This window comes from Paraburkholderia sp. JHI869, assembly GCF_038900775.1.
Classification (GTDB): domain Bacteria; phylum Pseudomonadota; class Gammaproteobacteria; order Burkholderiales; family Burkholderiaceae; genus Paraburkholderia.
Window position 1 is genome coordinate 386,262 of sequence record NZ_JAYMSC010000003.1, and the last position, 23,445, is coordinate 409,706.

The window sequence follows — 23,445 nt, forward strand, 5'->3', positions numbered from 1 at the left end:
GGCAATGCGGGGATCGATGGCGAGCGCGGCGCCTGGCGAGGCGCCGCGCGGACCTTAGCTTTTAGAGCGATTCGCCAAGCTGATCGAGAATCGCCGGATTTTCCAGCGTCGAAACGTCCTGCGTGATCGCCTCGCCCTTCGCGAGCGAGCGCAGCAGACGGCGCATGATCTTGCCCGAGCGCGTCTTCGGCAAGTTTTCGCCAAAGCGGATGTCCTTGGGCTTGGCGATCGGCCCGATCTCCTTGCCCACCCAGGCGCGCAGATCGTTGGCGAGCTTCACGGCCTCGTCACCCTGCGGACGCGTCGCCTTGAGCACCACGAAGGCCACCACGGCTTCACCGGTCGTGTCGTCGGGGCGGCCCACCACGGCGGCTTCGGCCACGAGCGGGTTCGCCACCAGCGCCGACTCGATCTCCATCGTGCCGAGACGGTGGCCCGAGACGTTCAGCACGTCGTCGATCCGGCCCATGATCGTGAAGTAGCCGGTGTCCTTGTCGCGCACGCTGCCGTCGCCGGCCAGATACAGCTTGCCGCCCAGTTCCTCGGGGAAGTAGCCCGACTTGTAGCGCTCCGGCTGGCCCCACACGTTGCGGATCATCGCGGGCCACGGGCGCTTCACGACGAGAATGCCGCCCTGCCCGTTCGGCACGTCCTGGCCGGTTTCGTCGACGATCGCCGCCATGATGCCCGGCAGCGGCAGCGTGCACGATCCCGGCACGAGGGGCGTCGCGCCCGGCAGCGGCGTGATCATGTGGCCGCCCGTTTCCGTTTGCCACCACGTGTCGACGATCGGGCAGCGCTTGCCGCCCACGTTTTCGTAGTACCACATCCACGCTTCGGGATTGATCGGCTCGCCAACGGTGCCGAGAATGCGCAGCGACGAAAGGTCATAGCTCTTCGGATGCACCTTCGCGTCGGCTTCCGCTGACTTGATGAGCGAGCGGATGGCCGTAGGCGCCGTGTAGAAGACGGTGACCTTGTGCCTGGCGATCATGTCCCAGAAGCGGCCCGCGTTCGGGTACGTGGGGACGCCTTCGAACACCACCTGCGTCGCGCCGATCGTCAGCGGGCCGTAGGCGATATAGCTGTGGCCCGTAACCCAGCCGATATCGGCCGTACACCAGAACACGTCGCTCGGCTTGTAGTCGAAGGTCCACTTCATCGTTTGCGCGGCCCACAGCAAGTAGCCGCCCGTGCTGTGCTGCACGCCCTTCGGCTTGCCCGTCGAGCCCGACGTATAGAGGATGAAGAGCGGGTGTTCCGCGCCCACGGGCACCGGCGCGCAGGTGTCGCTCTCGGCCGCCGAGACCTCGTGCATCCAGTGGTCGCGGCCTTCCTTCCACGTGACCTTGCCGCCCGTGCGCTGGTACACGATCACGCTGTGCACCGCTTCGCAGCCGCCCATGGCGAGCGCTTCGTCCGCAATGTTCTTCAGCGGCAGCGCCTTGCCGCCGCGCATCTGTTCGTCGGCGGTGATGAGCGCGACTGCGCCCACGTCCACCATGCGCTCGTTGAGCGACTTCGACGAAAAGCCGCCGAACACCACCGAGTGCGTAGCGCCAATGCGCGCGCAGGCCTGCATGGCGACCACGCCTTCGACCGACATCGGCATGTAGATGACCACGCGGTCGCCCTTCTTCACGCCGCGCTTCTTCAGTGCGTTGGCAAAGCGCGAAACGCGCCCGAGCAGGTCTTTGTAGGTGACGTTCGTGACGGTGCCGTCGTCGGCCTCGAAGACGATCGCCACACGATCGCCATTGCCCGCTTCGACGTGGCGGTCGAGGCTGTTGTACGAGGCGTTCAGTTCGCCGTCTTCGAACCACGTGTAGAACGGCGCCTTCGATTCGTCGAGCACTTTCGTGAAGGGCTTTTGCCAGGTCAGCGTTTCGCGCGCGAGACGCGCCCAGAAGCCTTCGTAATCGCGTTCGGCTTCGGCGCACAGCGCCTTGTAGGCGTCCATGCCGGACACCGTGGCGCCCGCCACCGTTTGCTCGGAAGGCGCAAAGACGCGGCGTTCCTGAAGAACCGATTCAATCGCAGACATCGACAACCCCTTGGTGAAGATGAAACGTCAAACTCGTGGACACGCATGAGCATCTTCAATGCCCGTGCGCGCCGTCTCCGTGCGCCGCCGCCCGCATGCGGGCGCGGCACTATTGGCTTGCGCTGCAAGCCGCCATTGTGGCATCGCAGCATGCATGAGGGCGCGAGATTCGCAGCACGAACGTGCGGCAAAACGATCTTCGCAAACCACCCATGCCAGCAAGATTAAGCGTAGCAACTTACCGGCCACTTACGCGCGCGCATGCAGGCATTGCAAGTCGCGCGCCATGGCACGCAAGTAAGCAGACATTTAGAATGCTAACTGAACTGCGCACCCGGATTCCAGCTTGAATCGTTATTCCTTTTTTCTCGTCGCCTCGATGCTGCTCGTGGGCAGCAACGTTGGCATCGGCAAGTCGATCGTCGCCTTCATTCCCGTTCCGCTCTTCGCGCTCTTGCGCTTCGTGATCGCCCTCGCGGTGCTCGGCCCGCTTCTGCGCCGCTCCAAAATGCAACACGTAAAGCGCGGCGAATGGGTCAATCTGTTCCTCCAGGCCCTCTTTGGAACATTCGGGTTTACGCTGCTCATGCTCGGCGGCGTGCATCGCACGAGCGCGGTCGCGGCCGGCGTCATCACGTGCACGATTCCTGCCGTAGTCGCGCTTTTCTCGTGGTTCTTCCTGCGCGAGCGCCCCGACGCCCGCGCGCTCGCTTCCATCGGGCTCGCCATTGCGGGCATCGCCGTCATCAATCTCGCGCACGTGGGCGGCGGCGGCGACACGGGCGCAAGCTCGTTCGTCGGCAATCTGATGGTGCTCGGCGCGGTGTGCTGCGAATCGCTCTATGTGATTCTTTCGCGCCGTCTTACGCAGACGCTCGCGCCGCTCGACATTTGCGCATACACCCACCTGTTCGGCTTTCTGCTGATGCTGCCAGTTGGGCTGCCTGGCGCTCTGTCGTTCGATTTCGCGAGCGTGCCCGCGGGCGTCTGGTGGCTCGCGCTCTGGTACGGGCTTTCGGCGAGCGTGATCTCGTTCTGTCTCTGGATGATGGGCATTCGCCACGTGCCTGGCAGCATCGCCGGCGTGTTCACGGCGGTGCTGCCGGTGGCGGCCGCCATCTACGGCATCGCGTTTCTCGGCGAGCGCCCCACGCCCGCGCACGGCATTGCGCTCGCCTGCGTGGTGGCCGGCATCGGGCTCGCGAGCCTCAAGGCGAAGCGCCTGCCGCCGGTTCCTTCGTGAACGACCTGTAATCGACCTGAAAGTATCGGCGCGCGGGCGGCGCTGCCGGAATCCCGGCGAGCCCTTCCTGCGACGCTGTACAATAGCGCCCGCCTGGCCCCTCGCGAGCGCCTTCTGGCCCCAACCAGACGGTCTCGCCTAGGCGGCCCCGCCCGAATTCGACCGTGATTGCCCATGTCCGCCGCACGCCCCCAGCCGCCTTCCGCCGCCGCACCGGGTAAAGCCCGTCGCCGCATGCGTCCGCTGCCCAGCATCATCTTCATGAGCCGCTGGCTGCAGGTGCCGCTCTATCTGGGTCTGATCGTCGCGCAAGCCGTGTATTGCGTGCTGTTCCTCAAAGAGGTCTGGCACCTCGTGAGCCACGCCACCACGCTCGACGAAACCAGCATCATGCTGGCTGTGCTCGGCCTGATCGACGTGGTGATGATCTCGAACCTGCTCATCATGGTGATAGTGGGCGGCTACGAGACCTTCGTCTCGCGCCTGAATCTCGAGGGACACCCCGACGAGCCCGAATGGCTCGACCACGTGAACGCCGGCGTGCTCAAGGTGAAGCTCGCCATGGCGCTCATCAGCATTTCGTCGATCCACCTGCTCAAGACCTTCATCAATCCCGACGCCGCTTCGGCGCATACGGTGATGTGGCAGGTGATCATCCACGTGGCGTTCCTCGTCTCCGCGCTCGTGATGGCGTGGATCGACCGCATCACCACGCATACGCACCCCGAACACTATCAGGAGCTCGCCGCGCGCCATCCGGTGCCGGGCGGGCATGCCGCTGCGCGTCAGGCGGTTCCCGAGCACGCCGAGTCCGATTGAAAGAGACAAGCGGCACACACTATTCAAAACACCCGTCCCCACAGAAGCTAGCCATGACCGTCATCAAACAGGAAGACCTCATCCAGAGCATTGCGGATTCGCTGCAATACATCAGCTACTACCATCCGCAGGACTACATCGAGGCGCTCGGCCGCGCGTACGAGCTCGAAGAGAGCCCGGCCGCGAAGGACGCCATTGCGCAGATCCTCACGAACAGCCGCATGTGCGCAGAAGGCAAGCGCCCGATCTGCCAGGACACCGGCATCGTCACGATCTTCGTGAAGGTCGGCATGGACGTGCGTTGGGACGGCGCCACGATGGGCGTGACCGACATGATCAACGAAGGCGTGCGCCGCGGTTACCTGAACCCGGACAACGTGCTGCGCGCCTCGATCGTGAACCCGCCCGAAGGCGGCCGCAAGAACACGAAGGACAACACGCCGGCCGTGATCCACTACGAGATCGTGCCGGGCGACAAAGTCGACGTGCAGGTCGCAGCCAAGGGCGGCGGCTCGGAGAACAAGTCGAAGTTCGTGATGCTCAACCCGTCCGACTCGATCGTCGACTGGGTGCTCAAGACCGTCCCGACGATGGGCGCGGGCTGGTGCCCGCCGGGCATGCTCGGCATCGGCATCGGCGGCACCGCTGAAAAGGCGATGCTGATGGCGAAGGAATCGCTGATGGAGTCCATCGACATTCAGGACATCATCAAGCGCGGTCCGAAGGACTGGATCGAAGAACTGCGTGTCGAACTGCACGAGAAGGTCAACGCGCTCGGTATCGGCGCGCAGGGTCTCGGCGGTCTCGCCACCGTGCTCGACGTGAAGATCATGGCTACGGCCACGCACGCGGCTTCGAAGCCCGTCGCGATGATCCCGAACTGCGCCGCCACTCGCCACGCGCACTTCGTGCTCGACGGCTCGGGCCCGGCCAAGCTCGAAGCGCCCTCGCTCGACGCATGGCCGAAGGTCAACTGGGAACCGAATACGGAAACGAGCAAGCGCGTTGACCTCAACACGCTCACGCCGGAAGAAGTCGCTTCGTGGAAGCCGGGCCAGACGCTGCTGCTCTCGGGCAAGATGCTCACGGGCCGCGACGCGGCGCACAAGCGCATCGCCGACATGCTCGCCAAGGGCGAGAAGCTGCCGGTGGACTTCAAGAACCGCGTGATCTACTACGTCGGCCCGGTCGATCCGGTTCGCGACGAAGTGGTCGGCCCGGCAGGCCCCACCACGGCCACGCGCATGGACAAGTTCACGGAGCTGATGCTCTCGCAAACGGGCCTCATCTCGATGGTCGGCAAGGCCGAGCGCGGCCCGGTCGCGATCGAGGCGATCAAGAAGCACAAGGCGGCTTACCTGATGGCAGTGGGCGGCGCGGCTTACCTCGTTTCGAAGGCGATCCGCGGCTCGAAGGTCCTCGCATTCGAAGACCTCGGCATGGAAGCCATCTACGAGTTCGACGTGCAGGACATGCCGGTGACGGTCGCGGTCGATTCGTCGGGCACCTCGGTCCACAAGACCGGCCCCGCCGAATGGCAGGCAAAGATCGGCAAGATTCCGGTCGCCACGGTTTGATGCATAGCTGATGCCTGATAAAAACCGGGGCCGCGCGCCCCGGTTTTTTTTGCTCCACGCAAAGCGTACTGAGATTAATTCTCAGCACTCAGTAAATCGCCGATATTTACCGCAATTCAACGTAGATTCGGCCTTGGCTTTTGTGTATTGAGCGTTTATTGTTGGAAACCAGTCACCGCCCCACAAAGAAAGGAAAGACTATGCAAGGCGACAAGAAGGTCATCGAATATCTGAACGCGCAGCTCAAGAACGAGCTCACGGCTATCAATCAGTATTTCCTGCATGCCCGCATGTACAAGCATTGGGGCCTCGAGAAACTCGGCAAGCACGAATATGACGAATCGATCGGCGAAATGAAGCATGCCGATATGCTCATCGAACGTATTTTCATGCTCGACGGTCTGCCGAACCTCCAGGATCTGCATAAGCTGCTGATTGGCGAGGAAACCAAGGAAGTTCTCGAGTGCGATTTGAAGCTCGAGCAAATCTCGCAGTCCACCTGCAAGGAAGCCATTGTTTATTGCGAATCGGTTCGCGACTTCGTTTCGCGCGAGATTTTCGTGACGATTCTCGAAGACACCGAAGAGCACATCGACTGGCTCGAAACGCAGATCGACCTCATCGGCAAGATCGGCATCCAGAATTACCAGCAGTCGGCCATGGGTTCGGTAGAATCCTGATCGCACGCCTCGCGGCGGCGCGCGTCCGTCCGCCTTGCGGGTGCGCCCCAACCCATTTGCGCCCATCTCCGTGAACCTTCCGGCCTCTTCCAGCGCTCTGCCCATCGGCATCTTCGACTCCGGTCTCGGCGGCCTTTCGGTGCTGCGCGCCGTGCGCGCGCTGCTGCCCGCCGAGCGGATCGTCTATGCCGCCGACTCGCGCTACGCGCCGTACGGCCAGCGCGACGACGACTTCATCGCCGACCGCACGCTCGCGATCTGCGAATGGCTCGTCGCGCAGGGGGCGAAGGCGCTGGTGGTGGCCTGCAACACGGCCACGGCGCAGTCCATCGCCCTCGTGCGCGAGCGGCTCTCCATCCCGCTCATCGGGGTGGAGCCCGGGATCAAACCAGCGGCGCTGGTTTCGAAGTCGCGCGTGGCCGGCGTCCTCGCCACCCAGGTCACGCTGCGCAGCGCGCGCTTTCAGGCGCTCGTGGAACGCCACGCAGCCGACCTGCGCGTGCTGTGCCAGCCGGGTCATGGCCTGGTGGAGGCAGTGGAGCGCTGCGACATCGGTTCGCCGGAATTGCTCGCGCTGCTGCGCGCGTACGTCGAACCCATGCTCGACGCGGGCGCCGACACGCTCGTGCTCGGCTGCACGCACTACCCGTTTCTCGATACCGCGATCCGCTCGATCGTCGGCGAACGCATGACGCTTGTCGACACGAGCGTCGCCATCGCACGGCAGCTCGAGCGCGTGCTCGACCAGCACGGCCTGCGCGCGAGCGGCGAGCCTGCCGGCGCGGGTGCCGACGACATCCGCTTCTGTTCGACGAGCGACGGCGCGCATTTGCACGAACTGGCGGGCGCGCTGCTCGGCCTCGACGCCAATGTCGAGCGCGTGGCCATTCCCTCGCGACGCACGCGGGAACTGGAAGCGAACGCGGCCTGACGCGTGCGCGCCACGTTTCGCGCGCGATTGCGGGTTTGGGAGCCGAGACCCGCTCCGGCGTTCACGTTTCAACCCTGTTTCAGCACACCTGGTTCATCTCCCTCGCCCAGTCTGGCTCCTGCCAGAAGGCCGCTCAAAGGCTCCAGCAGCAATCCGCCATGCTGCGGCCACTCGCGCCACGGCTAACCGCTAGCCGGCCCGCCAAACGCCTTGGCGACCATCCCGCCCCGCCTCGCCGTTTCCTGACGTAAAGCAAAACCCCTGCTAAGCATCCGGTTTTGTTACAAAAAATCCGTCTACCCGCTTGCCAAACCCAGCAAACATAATGATAATAATTCGCATTAACTCTGACTATTGCGCTCCATCATGATTGTCTGCGTTTGCAAATCCGTCTCCGACCGGACGATCCGCGCCTCCATCGAGGAAGGCATGGATTCTTTCGACGAGCTGCAATTCGAGCTCGGCGTCGCCACCTGCTGCGGCAAGTGCGAAGAATCCGTTCGCGACGTGATGGCGCAAAGCGGTGTCTGCGCGAGCCGCTGCGGTGTGCCGCACGCCCCCGCCGTCGCCCCCCATGCGGTTCCGCTCACGTTTTACGAGCGCAAGGCTGCCTGAAGCCATGGCGCGCATCCGGCCACCGATGCGCGCCCGCCCCGTCCGCCCGCTTAAGCAGAGGCGCCTTGCGCGCCACGTGCTGCGGACATCAAATCGCCGCCGACAGCAAGCCCGTCTACCGACCAGCCAGCTACCGCTCGTGACCCTCAAAGGAGGTCGTGATGGAATTGCTGCTCGGATTCGTAACGACGTTGTGCATCTCGCTGTTGATCTTTCGCAAATAAAGCTGCCCGACACGACGCGCCGGTTCGCCTGCGCGCCGTCGTCCGCATGGCAGCCACGCTAAATATGCAGGCTTTCCAAACCACCGCTGGCACGCTGTCGCCTCCCTCCGTTCGCGTCAATCGTCGGGTCGTCACCGCGAGCGCGATCGTGGTCGCGCTGCATGCCGCGCTCATCGGCGTCGTGCTGATGAAGCGCGAACCCGTGACGCCCCTCGCACTCCAGTCGCAGACAATGACGGCCGAACTGCTCAAGCCCGAGCCGGTCGCCGCCCCCGCTGCGATTCAGTCGACGCCCACGCCGCCGCCCCCGAAGCCGGTCCCGCACGTGACGCGCGAAAAGCCGAAGGTTCAGCCCAAGCCCAAGCCAACTCCGCTGCCCGTGGCCGAAGCGCCCTCGCAACACGCGATCGAGTCGGCCGCGCCCGCCGAGCCCACGCCGCCGGCTCCGACGCCGCCCGCGCCAGCACCGCAAGCCGCCGCGGCCACCGACGCCAAGCCGACTATGGCACTCTCGGCGCCGAAGAACGTTTCGCACCTCGACTGCCGCATCGTGCAGCCCGAGTACCCGACGCTCTCGCGCCGGCGCGGCGAAACGGGTACGGCGTACGTGCACTTCGTCGTGGGCCTCACGGGCAAGATCGAGAACATCGAGCTGAAGAAGACGAGCGGCTCAACCCGCCTCGACGACGCCGCGCTCGACGCGATGCGCCAAAGCTCCTGCAAGCCGTACCTGGAAAACGGCGAAGCCGTGCGCGCGGCCTACACGCAACCATTCGACTTCAGCCTGCACGATTGACCGGCTGAAGCCACACGCTTTCATGAATTGAATAACGAGGACTAAGAATGCAGAACTACGGTATCGCCCACGTCTGGGCGCAAGGGGATTTCGTGACACGCGGCATCGCGCTCGCGTTGTTGATCATGTCGGTGCTCTCGTGGTGCGTGATCGTCGTGAAGGGCTGGAATGTCGCGCGCCTGAAGCGCCTCACGAAGAACGCCGAGCAGCAGTTCTGGCACTCGGACGATCTCGCAGACGGCGTGAAGAAGCTCGGCAGCGGCTCGCGCGAAGACAACCCGTTCCTCGCGCTCGCACTCTCGGGCCAGGAAGCCGCCGATCACCATCATCAGACGCAGCCGCATCTGCACGACCGCATGGACGTGTCGGACTGGGTCACGCGCTGCCTGAAGGACACGATGGATGAGTCCGTCGCGAAGATGCAAAGCGGCCTCGCCATTCTCGCCTCGATCGGCAGCACGGCGCCGTTCGTCGGTCTGTTCGGCACGGTGTGGGGCATCTATCACGCACTGCTTACGATTGGCGCGACGGGTCAAACCTCGATCGACGCCGTGGCCGGCCCCGTTGGCGAAGCGCTCATCATGACCGCCTTCGGCCTGTTCGTCGCGATTCCCGCCGTGCTCGGCTACAACGCCCTCACCCGCGCGAACAAGGCGATCGTCACGAAGCTCAACCGCTTCGCGCACGGCCTGCACGCCTTCTTCGTGACGGGCGCGCGCCTTTCGTCGACGGCTAAGGGCCAGGCGAAGGAAGGCAACACGAGCAACCTGCGTGTCGCTGCGCGCAGCCATTAAAGAGCGGAGGCAAGCATCATGGCGATGAGCCCCTTTGCCAGCGACGACGACGATGGCCTGATGAACGAAATCAACATGACGCCGCTCGTCGACGTCATGTTGGTTCTCCTGATCGTTTTCATGGTGACGATCCCAGTGATCCGTCACGCCGTGAAGATCGACCTGCCGCACGCGAGCAGCCAGAAGGAAGACGCGAAGCCCGCGCAGATCAACATCTCGATCGAAGCGGACGGCACCGTGCTGTGGGACGGCACGCAAGTGGACGACGCGGCGCTGAACCAGAAGATCGCAGCCGCGGCGCAAACCACGCCGCAACCGGAACTGCATCTGAACGCGGACCGCAAGGTGCAATACGAACGCGTGGCCCAGGTGATGTCGGCCGCGCAAAGCGGCGGTCTCACGAAGCTTGGCTTCGTTACCGATCCGGCGCATCACTAAGTACATCACTGAGCGCGCAGCGCGCTTAATTCAGCCATACAAAGTAAAAGGCCTTCATCGTCAGATGAAGGCCTTTTTTCGTGCGCACGCGGCGCATTCGGGCGGTGGCGGCGACTCCCCGACAATCGATCGGTTCACACCGGCACATGCGACTGCCGTGGGCAACACGGACTGCGCTTTCGGCCCTGAAGGCCCACTATGATAGCGGCCATCAATTCCCGCTCAAGACCGGTGCTTGGCGAGAAGGACTTCAATATATTCCTCTCGCGGCGAGCCTTCAAGAGTTAGCCCATTGAATGTAGCGATGGCTGGCCACGCTTGAATGCCTAAAAACAAATGGCGCAATACGTTGCGCACAAATGCACTAAGCAGGAGACCCAAGCTTCATACAAGCGCACGCGCGTGCACGTTCGCAAAGCTTCATGCAGTTTCGATCTTGCTAGCGTTCTTTGTGCGCGGCAGCCCAACCTTTGCACCCGCTGCGCTCTGCCCTTCTCCGTTCACTGCAAGCGCTGCGATGTCGCTTCTCAGCGGACATTCCTGCTGCAAGCCTTTGTCGGCATCGAGCACTTCAACGAGGTAATCGACGAAAGCGCGTACGGCCGGAACCATGCCCTGGCGCGAGAGAAATACCGCATAGAGCTGGGGCACCGGCAGTGTCCAGCCCGGCATCACCGGCGAAAGTTTGCCCGTGCGCAGCGCGGCGCCATACATCATCTCCGGCAGCGCGGCGATGCCGAGACCTTCCAACGCGGCTTCGCGAATCGTCGTGAGGTCCGCGGTGATGAGGCGCGGCTCGTGTTCGTGCGAGTGGCGCGTGCCATCGGGCGCGATGAGCTGGAACACGTGGCGCCCGTCGCCCGTGGGCGTATCGAGCGTTTCGAAACGCGAGAGCTCCTCGGGCGTGAGCGGCGGCGCGTTCTGCGCGAGCAGGCTCGGCGCGCCCACCAGCATCTGCTCGGTGCGCCACAGCGGCCGCACCACGATATTGGCATTTTGCGGCGGCTCCGAGCGCACGCGTAGCGCGATATCCACGGAATCTTCGAACAGGTCGATCACGCGGTTCGTCACGCGCATCACCACCCGCACCTCGGGATAGCGATGCATGAATTCCGGAATGATCTGCGAAAAGATGGTCTGCGAAAGCGTGACCGGCACGCTCACGCGCACCGTGCCGCGCGGCGACGAGCGCAGCGACTGAACGACGTTCACCGCGGCCTGCGCTTCGGCGAGCATTGCGCGGCAATGTTCATAGAACAGCTCTCCCGCTTCGGTCAGCGCGAGCTTGCGTGTGGAGCGCTGCAACAGACGCACGCCGAGCGACGCCTCGAGTTCGCTCACCCGCCGCGACAGACGTGACTTCGAGATGCCGAGCACGCGTTCGGCAGCGGAAAAACCGCCGTGCTCGATCACCTGCGAGAAGTACATCAGGTCGTTCAGGTTATGCGAATCGATTTTCATGTCGTCGTTCCAGCGATGGGACAATCCATTGCGTTGAGGCCGTAAAACAGGCCAAATTGGCTACCTATAATAGCGGTTTGTTTCGCAAATAACGCAATTCCCCCAAAACGAGGTGATATCCATGACCACGACCCGCACGATCGAACGCGTTTATCCCGCGGTTCGCACCACCGAGGGTGGCGGATTCATCGTCCATCGGCCGTTCCCGACCCGGCAGCTGATGGACTTCGATCCGTTCCTGCTGCTCGACGAAATGGGCCCGACCGACTACGCGCCGGGCGAAGCCAAGGGCGCGCCCGACCACCCGCACCGCGGCTTCGAAACGGTCACGTATATGGTCGAAGGCCGCTTCGGCCACAAGGACTCGGCGGGCCATTCGGGCACGCTGCGTGCCGGCGACGTGCAATGGATGACGGCCGGCGCGGGTGTGATCCACAGCGAAATGCCCGACCCCGAATTCACGCGCACGGGCGGCCGCATGCATGGTCTGCAACTCTGGGTGAACCTGCCCGCGCGCGACAAGATGATGGCGCCGCGCTACCAGGAACTGCCCACGGAGCAGATTCCGGTGGGCCGCTCGAAGGACGGCAAAGTGACGGTAAAGGTGATCGCCGGCGAGGCGCTGGGCGCGAAGGCCGCGATCGAGACGCGCACGCCCATCCTCTACCAGCACTTCACGCTCGCGCCCGGCGCGCGCGTGGAGCAGCCGGTGCCGAGCGAGTATCGCGTGTTTGCTTACGGTCTCTCGGGCACGGGGCTTTATGGGCCGCAAGCGCAAGCAATCGACGCCCAGCAGATGGTGACCTTCGCGAGCGACGGCGACACCGTCACGCTCGCCGCCCCGGCTGACGCGAGCGCACCGCTCGAGGTGCTGCTGATCGGCGGCGTGCCGCTTAACGAGCCCGTAGTGCGCTACGGCCCGTTCGTGATGAACACGGAGCAGGAAATCCGTCAGGCCGTGCTCGACTATCAGGCCGGGCGCATGGGGCACATTGCGCACTGAAACCGCGACGCGCCCGTGGCGCTTACGCCGACGCATCGCCACAGGCCCGCCCGCTTTCCGTCACAATAAGCGTTCCGGGGCGCGCATCGCAGAGCGCGCGCCCGTCCCTCTTTAACCGTCCCGCCCGCGAGGAGCGCATGGCCGAACCCGCAGTCACCGCACACATTGGCTCGACGAACTATCAGGTCCAGTTCGACGACGGCACTCACACCTGGATCGCCGACGAACCCGCCTCGCTAGGCGGCGGCGACCGCGGACCGTCGCCCTTCTCGCTCTTGCTCTCGAGCCTTGGCGCCTGCACCTCCATCACGCTGAAGATGTACGCGCAGCGCAAGGAGTGGCCGCTCGAAGGCGTACGCGTGAAGCTCACGATGGAAACCGGCAGCGAAGGTACGAAGATCGACCGCCAGATCGTGCTCGAAGGCGCGCTCACCGAAGAGCAGCGCGAGCGCCTGCTGCAGATCGCCAACGCCTGCCCGGTCCATAAGGTCCTCACCAACACGATTACGATCCGCACGGGTCTCGTCGTCGCGTAAGCGCCGTCGCACGGACATAGACACAGGAAAGCGCCGCCTTGAATTTCGAACACCTCATCCAAATCAACGATCCGCTGAACCCGCTCGTCGAGGCCATGACGCGCGAGCAGCTCTGGGAAGGGCTCGTGCTGCGCGCCGAGCAGCCGCAGCTTTTCGTGATCGGGCTCGACAGCTGCACGATCCTCTCGCGCACCGAGAGCACGATGGAGCGCGAGCTGCACTACGGCCACGCCACGGTGCGCGACCGCGTCACGCTCACGCCCAACGAGAGCGTGCGCTACGACATCTCGGCAACAGCCGAGTACGTGGGCGGCTCGCTCACGATGACGATCGAGCAGCCCGATCCGCTGCAGCTCTTTCTGCGCTTCGAGTACCGTACGACGCTGCCGACCGCCGATACCGAGGACGATCGCCAGACTTCGGAGATCGTGAAGTCGGCGTATCGCGAGTCGGATATCGACACCGTGCGTCTCATCCGCCAGTTCGTGCAGGGCGACGGCAGCGCGCCGAACGCGCTGCACTGAAAGCCCCCGGCGTTTGTCGGCCCGCCGAAAGGCGGGACGGCAAACGCCGATTCACCGCGCAGCGCCTCTTTCGGTTCAGGCTATCGACATTCGATTTCGATGAATATCGTGTAGTTGAAAATGGGAACGATTATCATTTAGAATCATTCCATCGAATCGAGACAAAGACGTCACGTTCATGACCGAACTGAACCGCACCTCCACGCTAAGCTTGCGCCGCAACGGCAGCTCGGCATTGACCAGCGCGCGGCCGAAACCTGCCGCCGTCGAACGGCCGATGCCGCGCAAGAGCGCCGAACCGGCTCCCGCTCCGGCCAGCGACGAGCGCAAGCTGGATAGCGCGGCGCTGCTGCAAGGCCGCAGCCATGTGAGCATCATGCACAACGGCGAGACGTATCAGTTGCGGGCCACCCGGCTCGGCAAGCTGATCCTGACGAAATAGGAAGCCGCAAGGTTTCAACCGGGTATTGTGGGGACCGCCTCCACCGAGAGGCGTTGGGGCATTAGCCAGCTACGACGGCTTGCACGCGAGATCTAGACCCCTTCGTGCAGACATCCTTCAAGCTTCAAGCCGGCCGTCGAAGCAAGCCAAGCCATTTTTTTGTTCTCATACCAGATTGGGGCAGCGCGCGAAGCGTGAGCCGCCCGAGGCACAAGCCGCGGAATAAAAATCCGCGGCTTATGTTTTTTCTGGCGCCCTCAAGCGCGACGATGGATGCGCCTACTCCACTCCGAGCGCCGCTATGCCAGCGCGCGCAATGGCGGCGTCCTGATCGGACTTCACGCCCGACACGCCTACCGCGCCAATCACGTCGCCGTTCACGATCACGGGCACGCCGCCTTCCAGCATGCCGGTGAGCGGCGCACTCAGGAACGCCGTGCGGCCCTGCTTGATCACGTCCTCGTAGACCTTGCTTTCGCGGCGGCCCAGCGACGCCGTGCGGGCCTTGGACACGGCGATCTCCGCGGTGATGGGCGAAGCGCTGTCGAGGCGGCGTAGATGCAGCAGATGGCCGCCATCGTCGACGATCGCGATCGTCACGTTCCATTCATTCGCTCGGGCGTGCGCAACGGCTGCCTCGGCTACCCGGATCACGTCTTCATCGGTCAGTACTGCTCGCGTTCGCATGCGTCTCTCCGAAAAGTCAAAAACCGGGTTTGGCGAAATAGCCAACCCGGTTTTTTAGAGTAACACCCAGACTTGTGCCGCGACGGCTAACGCCTCGTATGCCGCCTATATCAGCGGCAGATGAAAAAAACTCTCAGCGCACCCAGCCCCAGAACATGAGCCACCACGCGCTGTCGACCACGGCTAGCGCGAGCGCGAAGCCCGCGAATGCGAGCGCGCGCTGCCAGAACCGCGAACTGTAGCGCCCCGTCACGCGCCACGCGAGCCAGGCGCTCCAGAGGTTCGTGATGACGAGAATCGCAATGCGCACCTCGGCGGCCCAGTCGAGCGGCACGTGTTCGGCGCGCAGGAGCGAAAGCGTCGTGGCCGAAAGGCCGAGGAACACGCCCGCGCCCGCGAGCGGTATCAACGACTGCGCGAAATGATGCAGGCGCCGCATCTGGAAGCGCCCGAGCACGGCCGTCGAGCCCGCGAGGATTACGAGCAGCGCCGTGCCATAAACGAGCGCCGTCGCGATGATATAGCCAACGATCATCGTGCCGTCGAGCCACGAGAACACGTCGTTCTGCTCGGGGTAATGCGTGAGCAGGAACCACGGCGCGTTGGTGTCGAGCGGCCAGGTAATGTCGCGGTCGATGAGCCAGCCCGCGAGCCACTGCTTGATGCCGATGAACCACGGCGAGCCGGTCCAGTGGAACGCACCGATCGCCACGCCGAGCAGGCCGTAGAGAATCAATGCGGTGTCCCACGGGTTCGCCTGGCTGTCGCCGAGTTCCACCACTTCTTCCGCGGGCGAGCGCCACGAGAGTTCGATCGCGTCGCGGTGGCCGCTGCAGCGTCCGCACATGTGGCACTGCGCGGCGCCCTTCATGTTGCGCAACGGCACGAGCGGCGCGCAGTTCACGGGAATCACGCGATGCCCGCCGTGCTCGCCGTGCGTATAGGAATTGCGCCAGGCGTCTTCGTCGACCTTGTAGCGGAACGGCGCGAGACGCGCCAGAAGCGCAAAAACCCCGTTCACGGGGCAGAGATACTTGCACCAGACGCGCTTCTCGCGCCCGTACAGAAAGCCGATCACCATTGCGCCGAGCGTCGAGCCGCCCAGCACGAGCAGCACCGCCTTGGGGTACTGGTAGACGCTCACCATCTGGCCGTAGATCGTGGTGAGGCCAAAGGCCACGAAAGGCCAGCCGCCCCAGCGCATCCAGTGCGGAATCGCGCGGCCGCGGCCGAACTTGCTGGCGAACTCGGTGAGCGCGCCTTCGGGGCAGAGCACGCCGCACCACACGCGGCCGAGCATCACCATCGAAAGCAGTACGAACGGCCACCAGATGCCCCAGAACACGAACTGCGCCGCGAGCGTGAGGTTGTTCCACAGGTGCGCCGTATCGCCGGGCAACGGCATCGCCGCCGGCACGAGAATCAGGAACGCGTAGACGGCGACGACGACCCACTGCACGGCGCGGATCGCCGCGCCGTGACGTTGCATCCACTGGCCCGCCTGGGCGAGCTTGCCGGGGCGCCCCGTTGCCTGCATCGGGCGCTGGGATGCACAACTCATGCTGCCTTCCTCTTCGCAACCGCGCCGGTGCGGCCGGTGGCGCGCTTCACGAGGAACCACACCACGAGCCAGTACACGGCGTAGGCAATCAGGTTCATGAGCGCCGGATGCGCACGGTAGCCCGTGAGCGTCGCGACGAGCGAGCCGAAGGTGCTCGAGTCGTCGAGGATCGCCGAAGAGTTCCACACCTGGTCAACGATGGTCGGCAGGATTTCCTTGTCGATCAGCTTGTCCACGCCGGTCTGGAACAGGCCCGCGCCGAGGAACAGCAGCAGGATCTCGGTGACGCGGAAGAAGTGCCGCCACGAGAAGTACTTGCCGCCGAGCTGGAGGATGTAGAACGTGAGGAACGCGAGGCCGAGGCCGATCAGCACGGCGAAGTACTGGCTCGCGTCCACGTGGCCCGACTGGCCGAAGCCGAGGCCGTAGAGGAAGATCACCGTCTCGCTGCCTTCACGTGCGATGGCGAGCGCGACGAGAATCGTCACGCCCCACCAGTTCGCGTCGCGCGTGCTCTTTTCCAGCGACTCTTCCATCTCGCGCTTGAGCGTTCGGCCGTGCTGCTTCATCCACAGCACCATCTGCACGATCAGCACGCACGCCACCAGCACCATGCCGGTCTGGAAATAGTCCTGCGCGTCGCCCGACAGCACTTCGGTGAAGCCGACCAGCGCCGCGCCGAGGCCGATCGCGGCAAGAATGCCGATCGCCACGCCGCCCCACAGGTACGGCACGCCGCGCCGCGCATCCGCGTCGCCGTTTTTCAGCCACGCATAAAGAATCCCGACGACGAGCAGCGCCTCGACGCTCTCCCGCCATACGATGAACATCACCTGACCCATTCAACACCTCCTGCTACTGGCGACGCGCGCCAGCGGCCTTCACTTCGCGACAATCACGCCCTGCGCCTGCTGATGGAAATCGTCGAAGAACTTGTACTCGCCCGGATCGAGCGGCGCGATCACGACGAACGAGTCCGCGCCCGGCGCGAGCACCTTCTCCTTGCGCAGCTGAACGCTTTCGAACTCCGCTGCGCCCTTGCCCGTATTGCGCACCTCGATTTTGATGCGCTTGCCCGCCGGCACTTCGATGCGCGCGGGGTTGAGCTTGCCGTCGCTCATTTCGAGCTTGAACGTGGGCAGATCTTCGGCGTGCGCCACCGCGGCCACGCCCGCCAGCGACACCGCAAAAGACGCGCTGAGCGCGAGCGCCACAAACTTCCGCATTCCAGTCATGGGTTTTACCTGCTCCTTGCTGCCATTCACGCGGCGGCGCTGCACGAGATGCGCGCCGCCGCTCGAACTGCCTCGCGATTACTTAGTAACCGCCCTTCTTGCCGATACCCGCGAACGGGAAATCGTATTCCAGCGTGACCGGCTTGAACCACGGGCCCACGCCCGTTTCCTTGTCGACGTGACGGCCGAACGCCATGTGGCCCGTCTGCATCGGCGCTTCGACGATCAGCTTGAGGTGGTATTTGCCGGGACCGGCCAGTTTCACGTTGTCGCCGTAGTGCGGGCCGTCGTTCGCGACCATCGGCATCAGGTCGCCCTTTTGCACGTAGCTCGAACCCGGCTTCGTGAGTTCGTAGTGAACCTGCAGATACGGCATCCAGTCGCCTTCAGCGAAGCCGGTCGGGTTGTTCTTGACCGCGTGGATGTCCGACTCGAGGTGAATATCGGAATCCGATGCCTTGCGCATCATGCCTTCCGGCTCCATCGTGATCGGCTGCAGATAGACCGCGCCGATTTCCATGCCGCCCTGGATAGCCTGCTTGCCGATCGGGTATTCAGCCGCATGGGCCGAAAATGCCGCTGTGGCGGCCGCGATGACGGCAGTGCCGCGCAAGAGAGAGTGAATCCGCATCGAAACTCCTGGTTTTTATATGAGGGTTACATCCCACTGAGCCTGCCGCATGCACATAAAAAAGTTAATGCGAACAATTCTCAATAATGCCGAAGTTTAACACTGATGCAGATGAGGGACAAATTCAGCGCCACGAAAAGCCTCAGTGGAACAGGGTTTTAGCAGCGCATTGTTAACACAGTCTTAGGGCGCCTTGCGGCGCCCTTTCGGGCGACAGGAAATCCGTCAGATCGGGTGGTCGCCCACGTTCGCCCCGAACACGCGCTGGCGCAGCACGGCGAGTTGGTCGCGCGCCTGCGCGGCCTTCTCGAATTCGAGGTTCTTCGCGTAATCCATCATCTGCTTCTCGAGCTTCTTGATTTCCTTCGCGATCTGCTTCTCCGACATGTCCTCGAACTTCGCGCGCTCCTGCTCCTCGCGCAACTCGGCGCGGGCTTCATCGACGTTGTAGACGCCGTCGATGATGTCCTTGATGCGCTTCACGACGCCGCGCGGCACGATGCCGTGCTCCTCGTTGAAGTGCATCTGCTTGGCGCGCCGGCGCTCCGTTTCGTCGATGGCCCTGCGCATCGAGTCGGTGATGCGGTCGCCGTAGAGGATCGCCTTGCCGTTCACGTTACGCGCGGCGCGGCCGATGGTCTGAATGAGCGAGCGCTCGGCGCGCAGGAACCCTTCCTTGTCGGCGTCGAGAATCGCCACGAGCGACACCTCGGGAATGTCGAGGCCTTCGCGCAGCAGGTTGATGCCCACGAGCACGTCGAACGTGCCCAGGCGCAAGTCGCGGATGATCTCGACGCGCTCGACCGTGTCGATGTCGCTGTGCAGATAGCGCACCTTCACGCCGTGGTCGGCCAGGAACTCGGTGAGCTGCTCGGCCATGCGCTTGGTGAGCGTGGTGACGAGCACGCGCTCGCCCACGGCCACGCGCTCGTTGATCTCGCCGAGCACGTCGTCCACCTGCGTCGAGGCCGGACGCACCTCGATCACCGGGTCGACGAGGCCCGTGGGCCGCACGACCTGTTCCGCGATCTGGCCCGTCACCTTCTTCTCGTAGTCGGCGGGCGTGGCCGAGACGAACACCACCTGGCGCATCTTGCGCTCGAACTCGTTGAACTTGAGCGGCCGGTTATCGAGCGCCGAAGGCAGACGGAAGCCGTAATCGACGAGATTTTCCTTGCGCGCACGGTCGCCGTTGTACATGCCGTTGAACTGGCCGATCAGCACGTGCGATTCGTCGAGGAACATCATCGCGTCGGTCGGCAGGTAATCGACGAGCGTGGGTGGCGGCTCGCCGGGCAGCGCGCCCGAAAAGTGCCGCGAGTAGTTCTCGATGCCCTTGCAGAAGCCCAGCTCCTGGAGCATTTCCAGATCGAAGCGCGTGCGCTGCTCGAGGCGCTGCGCCTCCACGAGCTTGCCTTCCGTATGGAAGAACTCGAGGCGATCGCGCAATTCGGACTTGATGGTTTCGACGGCGCGCAGCACGGTTTCGCGCGGCGTGACGTAATGCGACGACGGATAGACCGTAAAGCGCGGAATCTTCTGGCGCACGCGGCCCGTGAGCGGATCGAAGAGCTGCAGCGTTTCCACTTCGTCGTCGAACAGTTCCACGCGCACCGCCATCTCGGCGTGTTCGGCCGGGAAAATGTCGATGGTGTCGCCGCGCACGCGGAAGGTGCCGCGCTGAAAGTCCTGCTCGTTGCGCGTGTATTGCATGGCGATCAGGCGCGCGATGACGTCGCGCTGGCCGAGCTTGTCGCCGTGGCGCAGCGTGAGAATCATCTGGTGGTACTCGGACGGGTTGCCGATACCGTAGATCGCCGAAACGGTCGCGACGATCACCACATCGCGCCGCTCCATCAGGCTCTTGGTGGCCGAAAGCCGCATCTGCTCGATGTGCTCGTTGATCGACGAATCCTTCTCGATGAAGAGATCGCGCTGCGGCACATAGGCTTCCGGCTGGTAGTAGTCGTAGTACGAGACGAAGTACTCGACGGCGTTGCGCGGAAAGAACTCGCGGAACTCGGCGTAGAGCTGCGCCGCGAGCGTCTTGTTCGGCGCGAAGACGATGGCCGGGCGGCCGAGACGCGCGATGGTGTTCGCCATCGTGTACGTCTTGCCCGAGCCCGTCACGCCGAGCAGCGTCTGGAACGAGAGGCCGTCTTCCACGCCTTCCACGAGCGTTTCGATGGCTGTAGGCTGGTCGCCGGCCGGCAGGTACGGCTGGTAGAGCTCGAACGGCGAGCCTTCGTACTGGACGAATTTCGACTCGTCGAGCGCGTGCGCGTCGGCGACGGTGTGGTCGGACATGGGGGCATCCTGTGCGCGGAGCAAACAACTATTCTAGCGTCTCGCCGGATCTGGCCGTCGGGCGAGCCTGGGAGGGGTTCTGTGCTAGATGGGTGCGCGTGGCGGCGCTGCAAGGGCGCCGCGCCGCGGCAAAGGTTGGCGGGCGGCGAGCGCTGCGCGGCCACGCGCCAGAAATCGTCCATTCGTGCCGGAAATAGCCCTGAAAGCGGCGCGGAGAATGGCAATTCCGCGGAAAACCGGCTTGAGGATTCGTTACAATAGCGAGTTCCGTGGCCGGTGCAGCACGTGGCCCAACCGATCTTCCTTCACTTTTGCCGAACGATCATGTCCCTCTTTTCCGCTGTCGAACTCGCCCCCCGCGACCCGATCCTGGGTCTGAACGAAGCCTATAACGCCGATGCGCGCGCGACCAAGGTGAACCTCGGCGTGGGCGTGTACACCAACGAAGAAGGCAAGATTCCGCTGCTGCGCGCGGTGCGCGAAGCCGAAAAGGCGCGCGTGGAAGCCGGTCTGCCGCGCGGCTATCTGCCGATCGAAGGTCTCGCCGCCTATGACGCCGCCGTGCAAAAGCTGCTGCTCGGCGACGACTCGCCGCTGATCGCCGCGGGCCGTGTCGTCACGGCGCAGGCGCTGGGCGGCACGGGTGCACTGAAGATCGGCGCCGACTTCCTCAAGCGCGTGAACCCGAACGCCAAGGTCGCGATCAGCGACCCGAGCTGGGAAAACCACCGCGCCCTGTTCGAAAGCGCAGGCTTTGAAGTCATCGCGTATCCGTACTACGACGCGCAGACCAACGGCGTGAACTTCGAAGGCATGCTCTCCGCGCTGAACGGCTACGCCGCCGGCACCGTCATCGTGCTGCACGCGTGCTGCCACAACCCGACGGGCGTGGACCTCACGGTCGACCAATGGAAGCAGATCATCGAAGTCGTGAAGGCGCGTAACCTCGTGCCGTTCCTCGACATCGCGTATCAAGGCTTTGGCGACGGCATCGCCGAGGACGGCGAAGTCGTGCGCCTCTTCGCCGCTTCGGAACTCAACGTGTTCGTGTCGTCGTCGTTCTCGAAGTCGTTCTCGCTGTATGGCGAGCGCGTGGGCGCGCTGTCGATCCTCACGAGCAGCAAGGAAGAATCGTCGCGCGTGCTCTCGCAACTCAAGCGCGTGATCCGCACCAACTACTCGAACCCGCCGACGCATGGCGGCTCGGTGGTCGCAGCCGTGCTCGGCTCGTCCGACCTGCGCGCCATGTGGGAAGCGGAACTCGGCGAAATGCGCAACCGCATTCGCGCCATGCGCACGGGCCTCGTCGAGCGCCTTACGGCAGCCGGCGTGGACCGCGACTTCAACTTCATCAACGTGCAGCGCGGCATGTTCTCGTACTCGGGCCTGACCGCTGCGCAAGTCGATCGCCTGCGCGAAGAGTTCGGTATCTACGCCGTGAGCACGGGCCGTATCTGCGTGGCCGCGCTGAACACGCGCAACCTCGATGCCGTGGCTAGCGCTGTTGCACAAGTGCTGAAGTAAGTTCGTTTGTCAGCGCCGCTGCAAGGCGGCGCGCTGACGGATAAAAAAGGCGTCCGTTCTATCGAACGGACGCCTTTTTCTTTGGCGAACCAGGCGGAAAACTCAGCTGCCGTGGCCGCGCATGTCGCGGTGGATATCGTGCGTGACGAAGCCCGAGTCGTTGTCCGGCTTGTCGAGCCAGCCAGGCTGCGCGAGCGAGGCGCGGATGTCCTGCAAGCCACTCGCCCAATGCTCGTGCATGGTCGAGAGGCCGAACTGGTAGTCCTTGAAGTGCCCCTCGTATTCCTTCTGCCGGTAGATGAGGTGGATCACGTTGTACTTCTTCGAGCACGAGAGTTCATCTGCCAGCGCGACCCACGGGTCATTGCGATGCTCGGGCGCGACGCGATCGAGAACCTCGCGCAGCACATGCCGGTAACGCTGCGAGCGCTGCAGGATGTCGGTCACGAGACGCGTGCGGCTCGAATACTGAATGTCCTTCACCCGGCCCTGCACGTCGATGAGGTTGTCGGGCACCGGCCCGCGCGCGCTCCAGAGATCGACCTGGAACGCAAGCGTGTCGCGCCGCGGCGTGGTCTGGATCACTTCATAGAGCGGCGTGTTCGACATCAGGCCGCCGTCCCAGTAGTACTCGCCGTCGATCTCGACCGCGGCAAAGCCCGGCGGCAGCGCGCCCGAGGCGATGAAATGCTCGGGACGCAACGTCGTGGTCTTGTTGTCGAAATAGCAGAAGTTGCCGCTGCCCACATTGACCGCGCCCACCAACACCCGCGTTTCACCCGAGTTGATGCGATCGAAGTCGCACAAGCGCTCCAGCGTGGCCTTGAGCGGCTTCGTGTCGTAGTAGCTGGCCTTTTCGGGCGAACCCGATCCATGCGGCAGCGGCGGCGGAAAGCGCGGCACGAAGAAGCCCTTCTGCCCTTCCACGATCGCACCTGCCGCCTGCATGGCCGTAAAGGTCTTGCGCACGGCGGCATTCGAATTGAAGAGCGCATGCTCGACGAAGGGCGGCAACGGGAAACTGTAAGCGGGCTGGCAGATGGTTTCCCAGAACTCGCGCAAACGCGCCACGCGATGCTCAGGCGCATTGCCCGCGATGATGGCGGTATTGAGCGCACCGATCGAAATGCCCGCAATCCAGTTGGGCGCAATGCCGGCCTCCACGAGCCCTTCGTACACGCCCGCCTGATACGCGCCGAGCGCACCGCCCCCCTGCAGCGTAAGCGCGATGGTTTCCCACTCTTTCGCTTCCGCGCCGCACTGGGAAACATGCGGGCGCGCTGCCTCGCCGGCATGCGCGCCGGTATGCACGCCGACCTCGTCGGCGACCGCGCTCGCCTCTACCTGCCCCTTCTTACGTTGCGCCATTGCCG

23 protein-coding genes are annotated in these 23,445 nt (G+C 64.0%); 14 read left to right on the plus strand and 9 right to left on the minus strand.

The features are described 5' to 3' along the window. Positions 1 to 61: 61 nt before the first annotated feature. Positions 62 to 2,044, minus strand: coding sequence for an acetate--CoA ligase (gene acs, locus VSR72_RS08155; RefSeq protein WP_342951884.1), 1,983 nt, complete (start codon positions 2,042 to 2,044; stop codon positions 62 to 64). A 346-nt stretch (positions 2,045 to 2,390) separates the two neighbouring features. Between acs and VSR72_RS08160 the strand changes: the two genes are divergently transcribed. From VSR72_RS08160 to VSR72_RS08200, 9 genes are all read left to right on the plus strand, one after another. Then, positions 2,391 to 3,287: a DMT family transporter gene (locus tag VSR72_RS08160; protein ID WP_342951885.1), complete on the plus strand. Its 897-nt coding sequence runs from the start codon at positions 2,391 to 2,393 to the stop codon at positions 3,285 to 3,287. A 174-nt stretch (positions 3,288 to 3,461) separates the two neighbouring features. Next, the gene (locus VSR72_RS08165; RefSeq protein ID WP_158758135.1) at positions 3,462 to 4,106 is read left to right on the plus strand and encodes a TIGR00645 family protein; all 645 of its coding nucleotides are present in this window, start codon (positions 3,462 to 3,464) and stop codon (positions 4,104 to 4,106) included. A 53-nt stretch (positions 4,107 to 4,159) separates the two neighbouring features. After that, positions 4,160 to 5,683: a fumarate hydratase gene (locus tag VSR72_RS08170; RefSeq protein ID WP_116611074.1), complete on the plus strand. Its 1,524-nt coding sequence runs from the start codon at positions 4,160 to 4,162 to the stop codon at positions 5,681 to 5,683. A 200-nt stretch (positions 5,684 to 5,883) separates the two neighbouring features. Continuing rightward, complete coding sequence (gene bfr / locus VSR72_RS08175) at positions 5,884 to 6,363, plus strand: bacterioferritin (protein WP_342951886.1); 480 nt, start codon at positions 5,884 to 5,886, stop codon at positions 6,361 to 6,363. Positions 6,364 to 6,427: 64 nt separating this feature from the next. Next, positions 6,428 to 7,294: a glutamate racemase gene (gene murI / locus VSR72_RS08180; protein WP_342952039.1), complete on the plus strand. Its 867-nt coding sequence runs from the start codon at positions 6,428 to 6,430 to the stop codon at positions 7,292 to 7,294. 366 nt (positions 7,295 to 7,660) lie between these two features. Then, the gene (locus tag VSR72_RS08185; protein WP_342952040.1) at positions 7,661 to 7,909 is read left to right on the plus strand and encodes a (2Fe-2S)-binding protein; all 249 of its coding nucleotides are present in this window, start codon (positions 7,661 to 7,663) and stop codon (positions 7,907 to 7,909) included. A 288-nt stretch (positions 7,910 to 8,197) separates the two neighbouring features. After that, entirely contained in the window at positions 8,198 to 8,929 is a 732-nt protein-coding gene (locus VSR72_RS08190; RefSeq protein WP_342951887.1) for an energy transducer TonB, read from the plus strand. 47 nt (positions 8,930 to 8,976) lie between these two features. Beyond that, on the plus strand, positions 8,977 to 9,723 hold the full coding sequence (locus tag VSR72_RS08195) for a MotA/TolQ/ExbB proton channel family protein (RefSeq protein ID WP_342951888.1): 747 nt from the start codon (positions 8,977 to 8,979) through the stop codon (positions 9,721 to 9,723). An 18-nt stretch (positions 9,724 to 9,741) separates the two neighbouring features. Continuing rightward, complete coding sequence (locus VSR72_RS08200; protein WP_028208423.1) at positions 9,742 to 10,161, plus strand: biopolymer transporter ExbD; 420 nt, start codon at positions 9,742 to 9,744, stop codon at positions 10,159 to 10,161. Positions 10,162 to 10,581: 420 nt separating this feature from the next. Here VSR72_RS08200 and VSR72_RS08205 read toward each other — a convergent pair whose 3' ends face one another. Beyond that, positions 10,582 to 11,622, minus strand: a complete 1,041-nt coding sequence (locus VSR72_RS08205) for a LysR family transcriptional regulator (protein ID WP_342951889.1) — start codon at positions 11,620 to 11,622, stop codon at positions 10,582 to 10,584. A gap of 121 nt (positions 11,623 to 11,743) precedes the next feature. Here VSR72_RS08205 and VSR72_RS08210 point away from each other — a divergent pair, with 121 nt between their 5' ends. The 4 genes from VSR72_RS08210 to VSR72_RS08225 all read left to right on the plus strand — a co-directional run bounded on the left by VSR72_RS08210 (position 11,744) and on the right by VSR72_RS08225 (position 14,127). Beyond that, complete coding sequence (locus VSR72_RS08210; protein WP_342951890.1) at positions 11,744 to 12,625, plus strand: pirin family protein; 882 nt, start codon at positions 11,744 to 11,746, stop codon at positions 12,623 to 12,625. A 137-nt stretch (positions 12,626 to 12,762) separates the two neighbouring features. Further along, entirely contained in the window at positions 12,763 to 13,161 is a 399-nt protein-coding gene (locus VSR72_RS08215; protein ID WP_133183539.1) for an OsmC family protein, read from the plus strand. 38 nt (positions 13,162 to 13,199) lie between these two features. Further along, positions 13,200 to 13,685: an SRPBCC family protein gene (locus VSR72_RS08220; protein ID WP_342951891.1), complete on the plus strand. Its 486-nt coding sequence runs from the start codon at positions 13,200 to 13,202 to the stop codon at positions 13,683 to 13,685. A gap of 178 nt (positions 13,686 to 13,863) precedes the next feature. Beyond that, a complete protein-coding gene (locus VSR72_RS08225; protein ID WP_342951892.1) occupies positions 13,864 to 14,127 on the plus strand; it encodes a hemin uptake protein HemP in 264 nt (87 codons plus the stop codon). A 279-nt stretch (positions 14,128 to 14,406) separates the two neighbouring features. On the opposite strand, the gene VSR72_RS08230 is transcribed toward VSR72_RS08225, so the two are convergent. From VSR72_RS08230 to uvrB, 6 genes are all read right to left on the minus strand, one after another. After that, positions 14,407 to 14,814 (minus strand): heme-binding protein, encoded by a 408-nt coding sequence (locus tag VSR72_RS08230; protein WP_342951893.1) that lies wholly within the window; start codon positions 14,812 to 14,814, stop codon positions 14,407 to 14,409. Between the two features lie 133 nt (positions 14,815 to 14,947). Continuing rightward, on the minus strand, positions 14,948 to 16,351 hold the full coding sequence (locus tag VSR72_RS08235; protein ID WP_342952041.1) for a 4Fe-4S binding protein: 1,404 nt from the start codon (positions 16,349 to 16,351) through the stop codon (positions 14,948 to 14,950). A gap of 20 nt (positions 16,352 to 16,371) precedes the next feature. Next, positions 16,372 to 17,217 (minus strand): FTR1 family protein, encoded by an 846-nt coding sequence (locus tag VSR72_RS08240; RefSeq protein WP_342951894.1) that lies wholly within the window; start codon positions 17,215 to 17,217, stop codon positions 16,372 to 16,374. Between the two features lie 39 nt (positions 17,218 to 17,256). After that, entirely contained in the window at positions 17,257 to 17,601 is a 345-nt protein-coding gene (locus VSR72_RS08245) for a cupredoxin domain-containing protein (protein WP_342952042.1), read from the minus strand. 91 nt (positions 17,602 to 17,692) lie between these two features. Then, complete coding sequence (locus VSR72_RS08250; RefSeq protein ID WP_342951895.1) at positions 17,693 to 18,241, minus strand: iron transporter; 549 nt, start codon at positions 18,239 to 18,241, stop codon at positions 17,693 to 17,695. A gap of 225 nt (positions 18,242 to 18,466) precedes the next feature. Continuing rightward, positions 18,467 to 20,548, minus strand: coding sequence for an excinuclease ABC subunit UvrB (gene uvrB / locus VSR72_RS08255; RefSeq protein ID WP_342951896.1), 2,082 nt, complete (start codon positions 20,546 to 20,548; stop codon positions 18,467 to 18,469). 324 nt (positions 20,549 to 20,872) lie between these two features. On the opposite strand from uvrB, the gene VSR72_RS08260 reads away from it, so the two are divergent. After that, on the plus strand, positions 20,873 to 22,072 hold the full coding sequence (locus VSR72_RS08260) for an amino acid aminotransferase (protein ID WP_342951897.1): 1,200 nt from the start codon (positions 20,873 to 20,875) through the stop codon (positions 22,070 to 22,072). A 102-nt stretch (positions 22,073 to 22,174) separates the two neighbouring features. Here VSR72_RS08260 and VSR72_RS08265 read toward each other — a convergent pair whose 3' ends face one another. After that, complete coding sequence (locus tag VSR72_RS08265; RefSeq protein WP_342951898.1) at positions 22,175 to 23,440, minus strand: patatin-like phospholipase family protein; 1,266 nt, start codon at positions 23,438 to 23,440, stop codon at positions 22,175 to 22,177. Between the last annotated feature and the right edge of the window lie 5 nt (positions 23,441 to 23,445).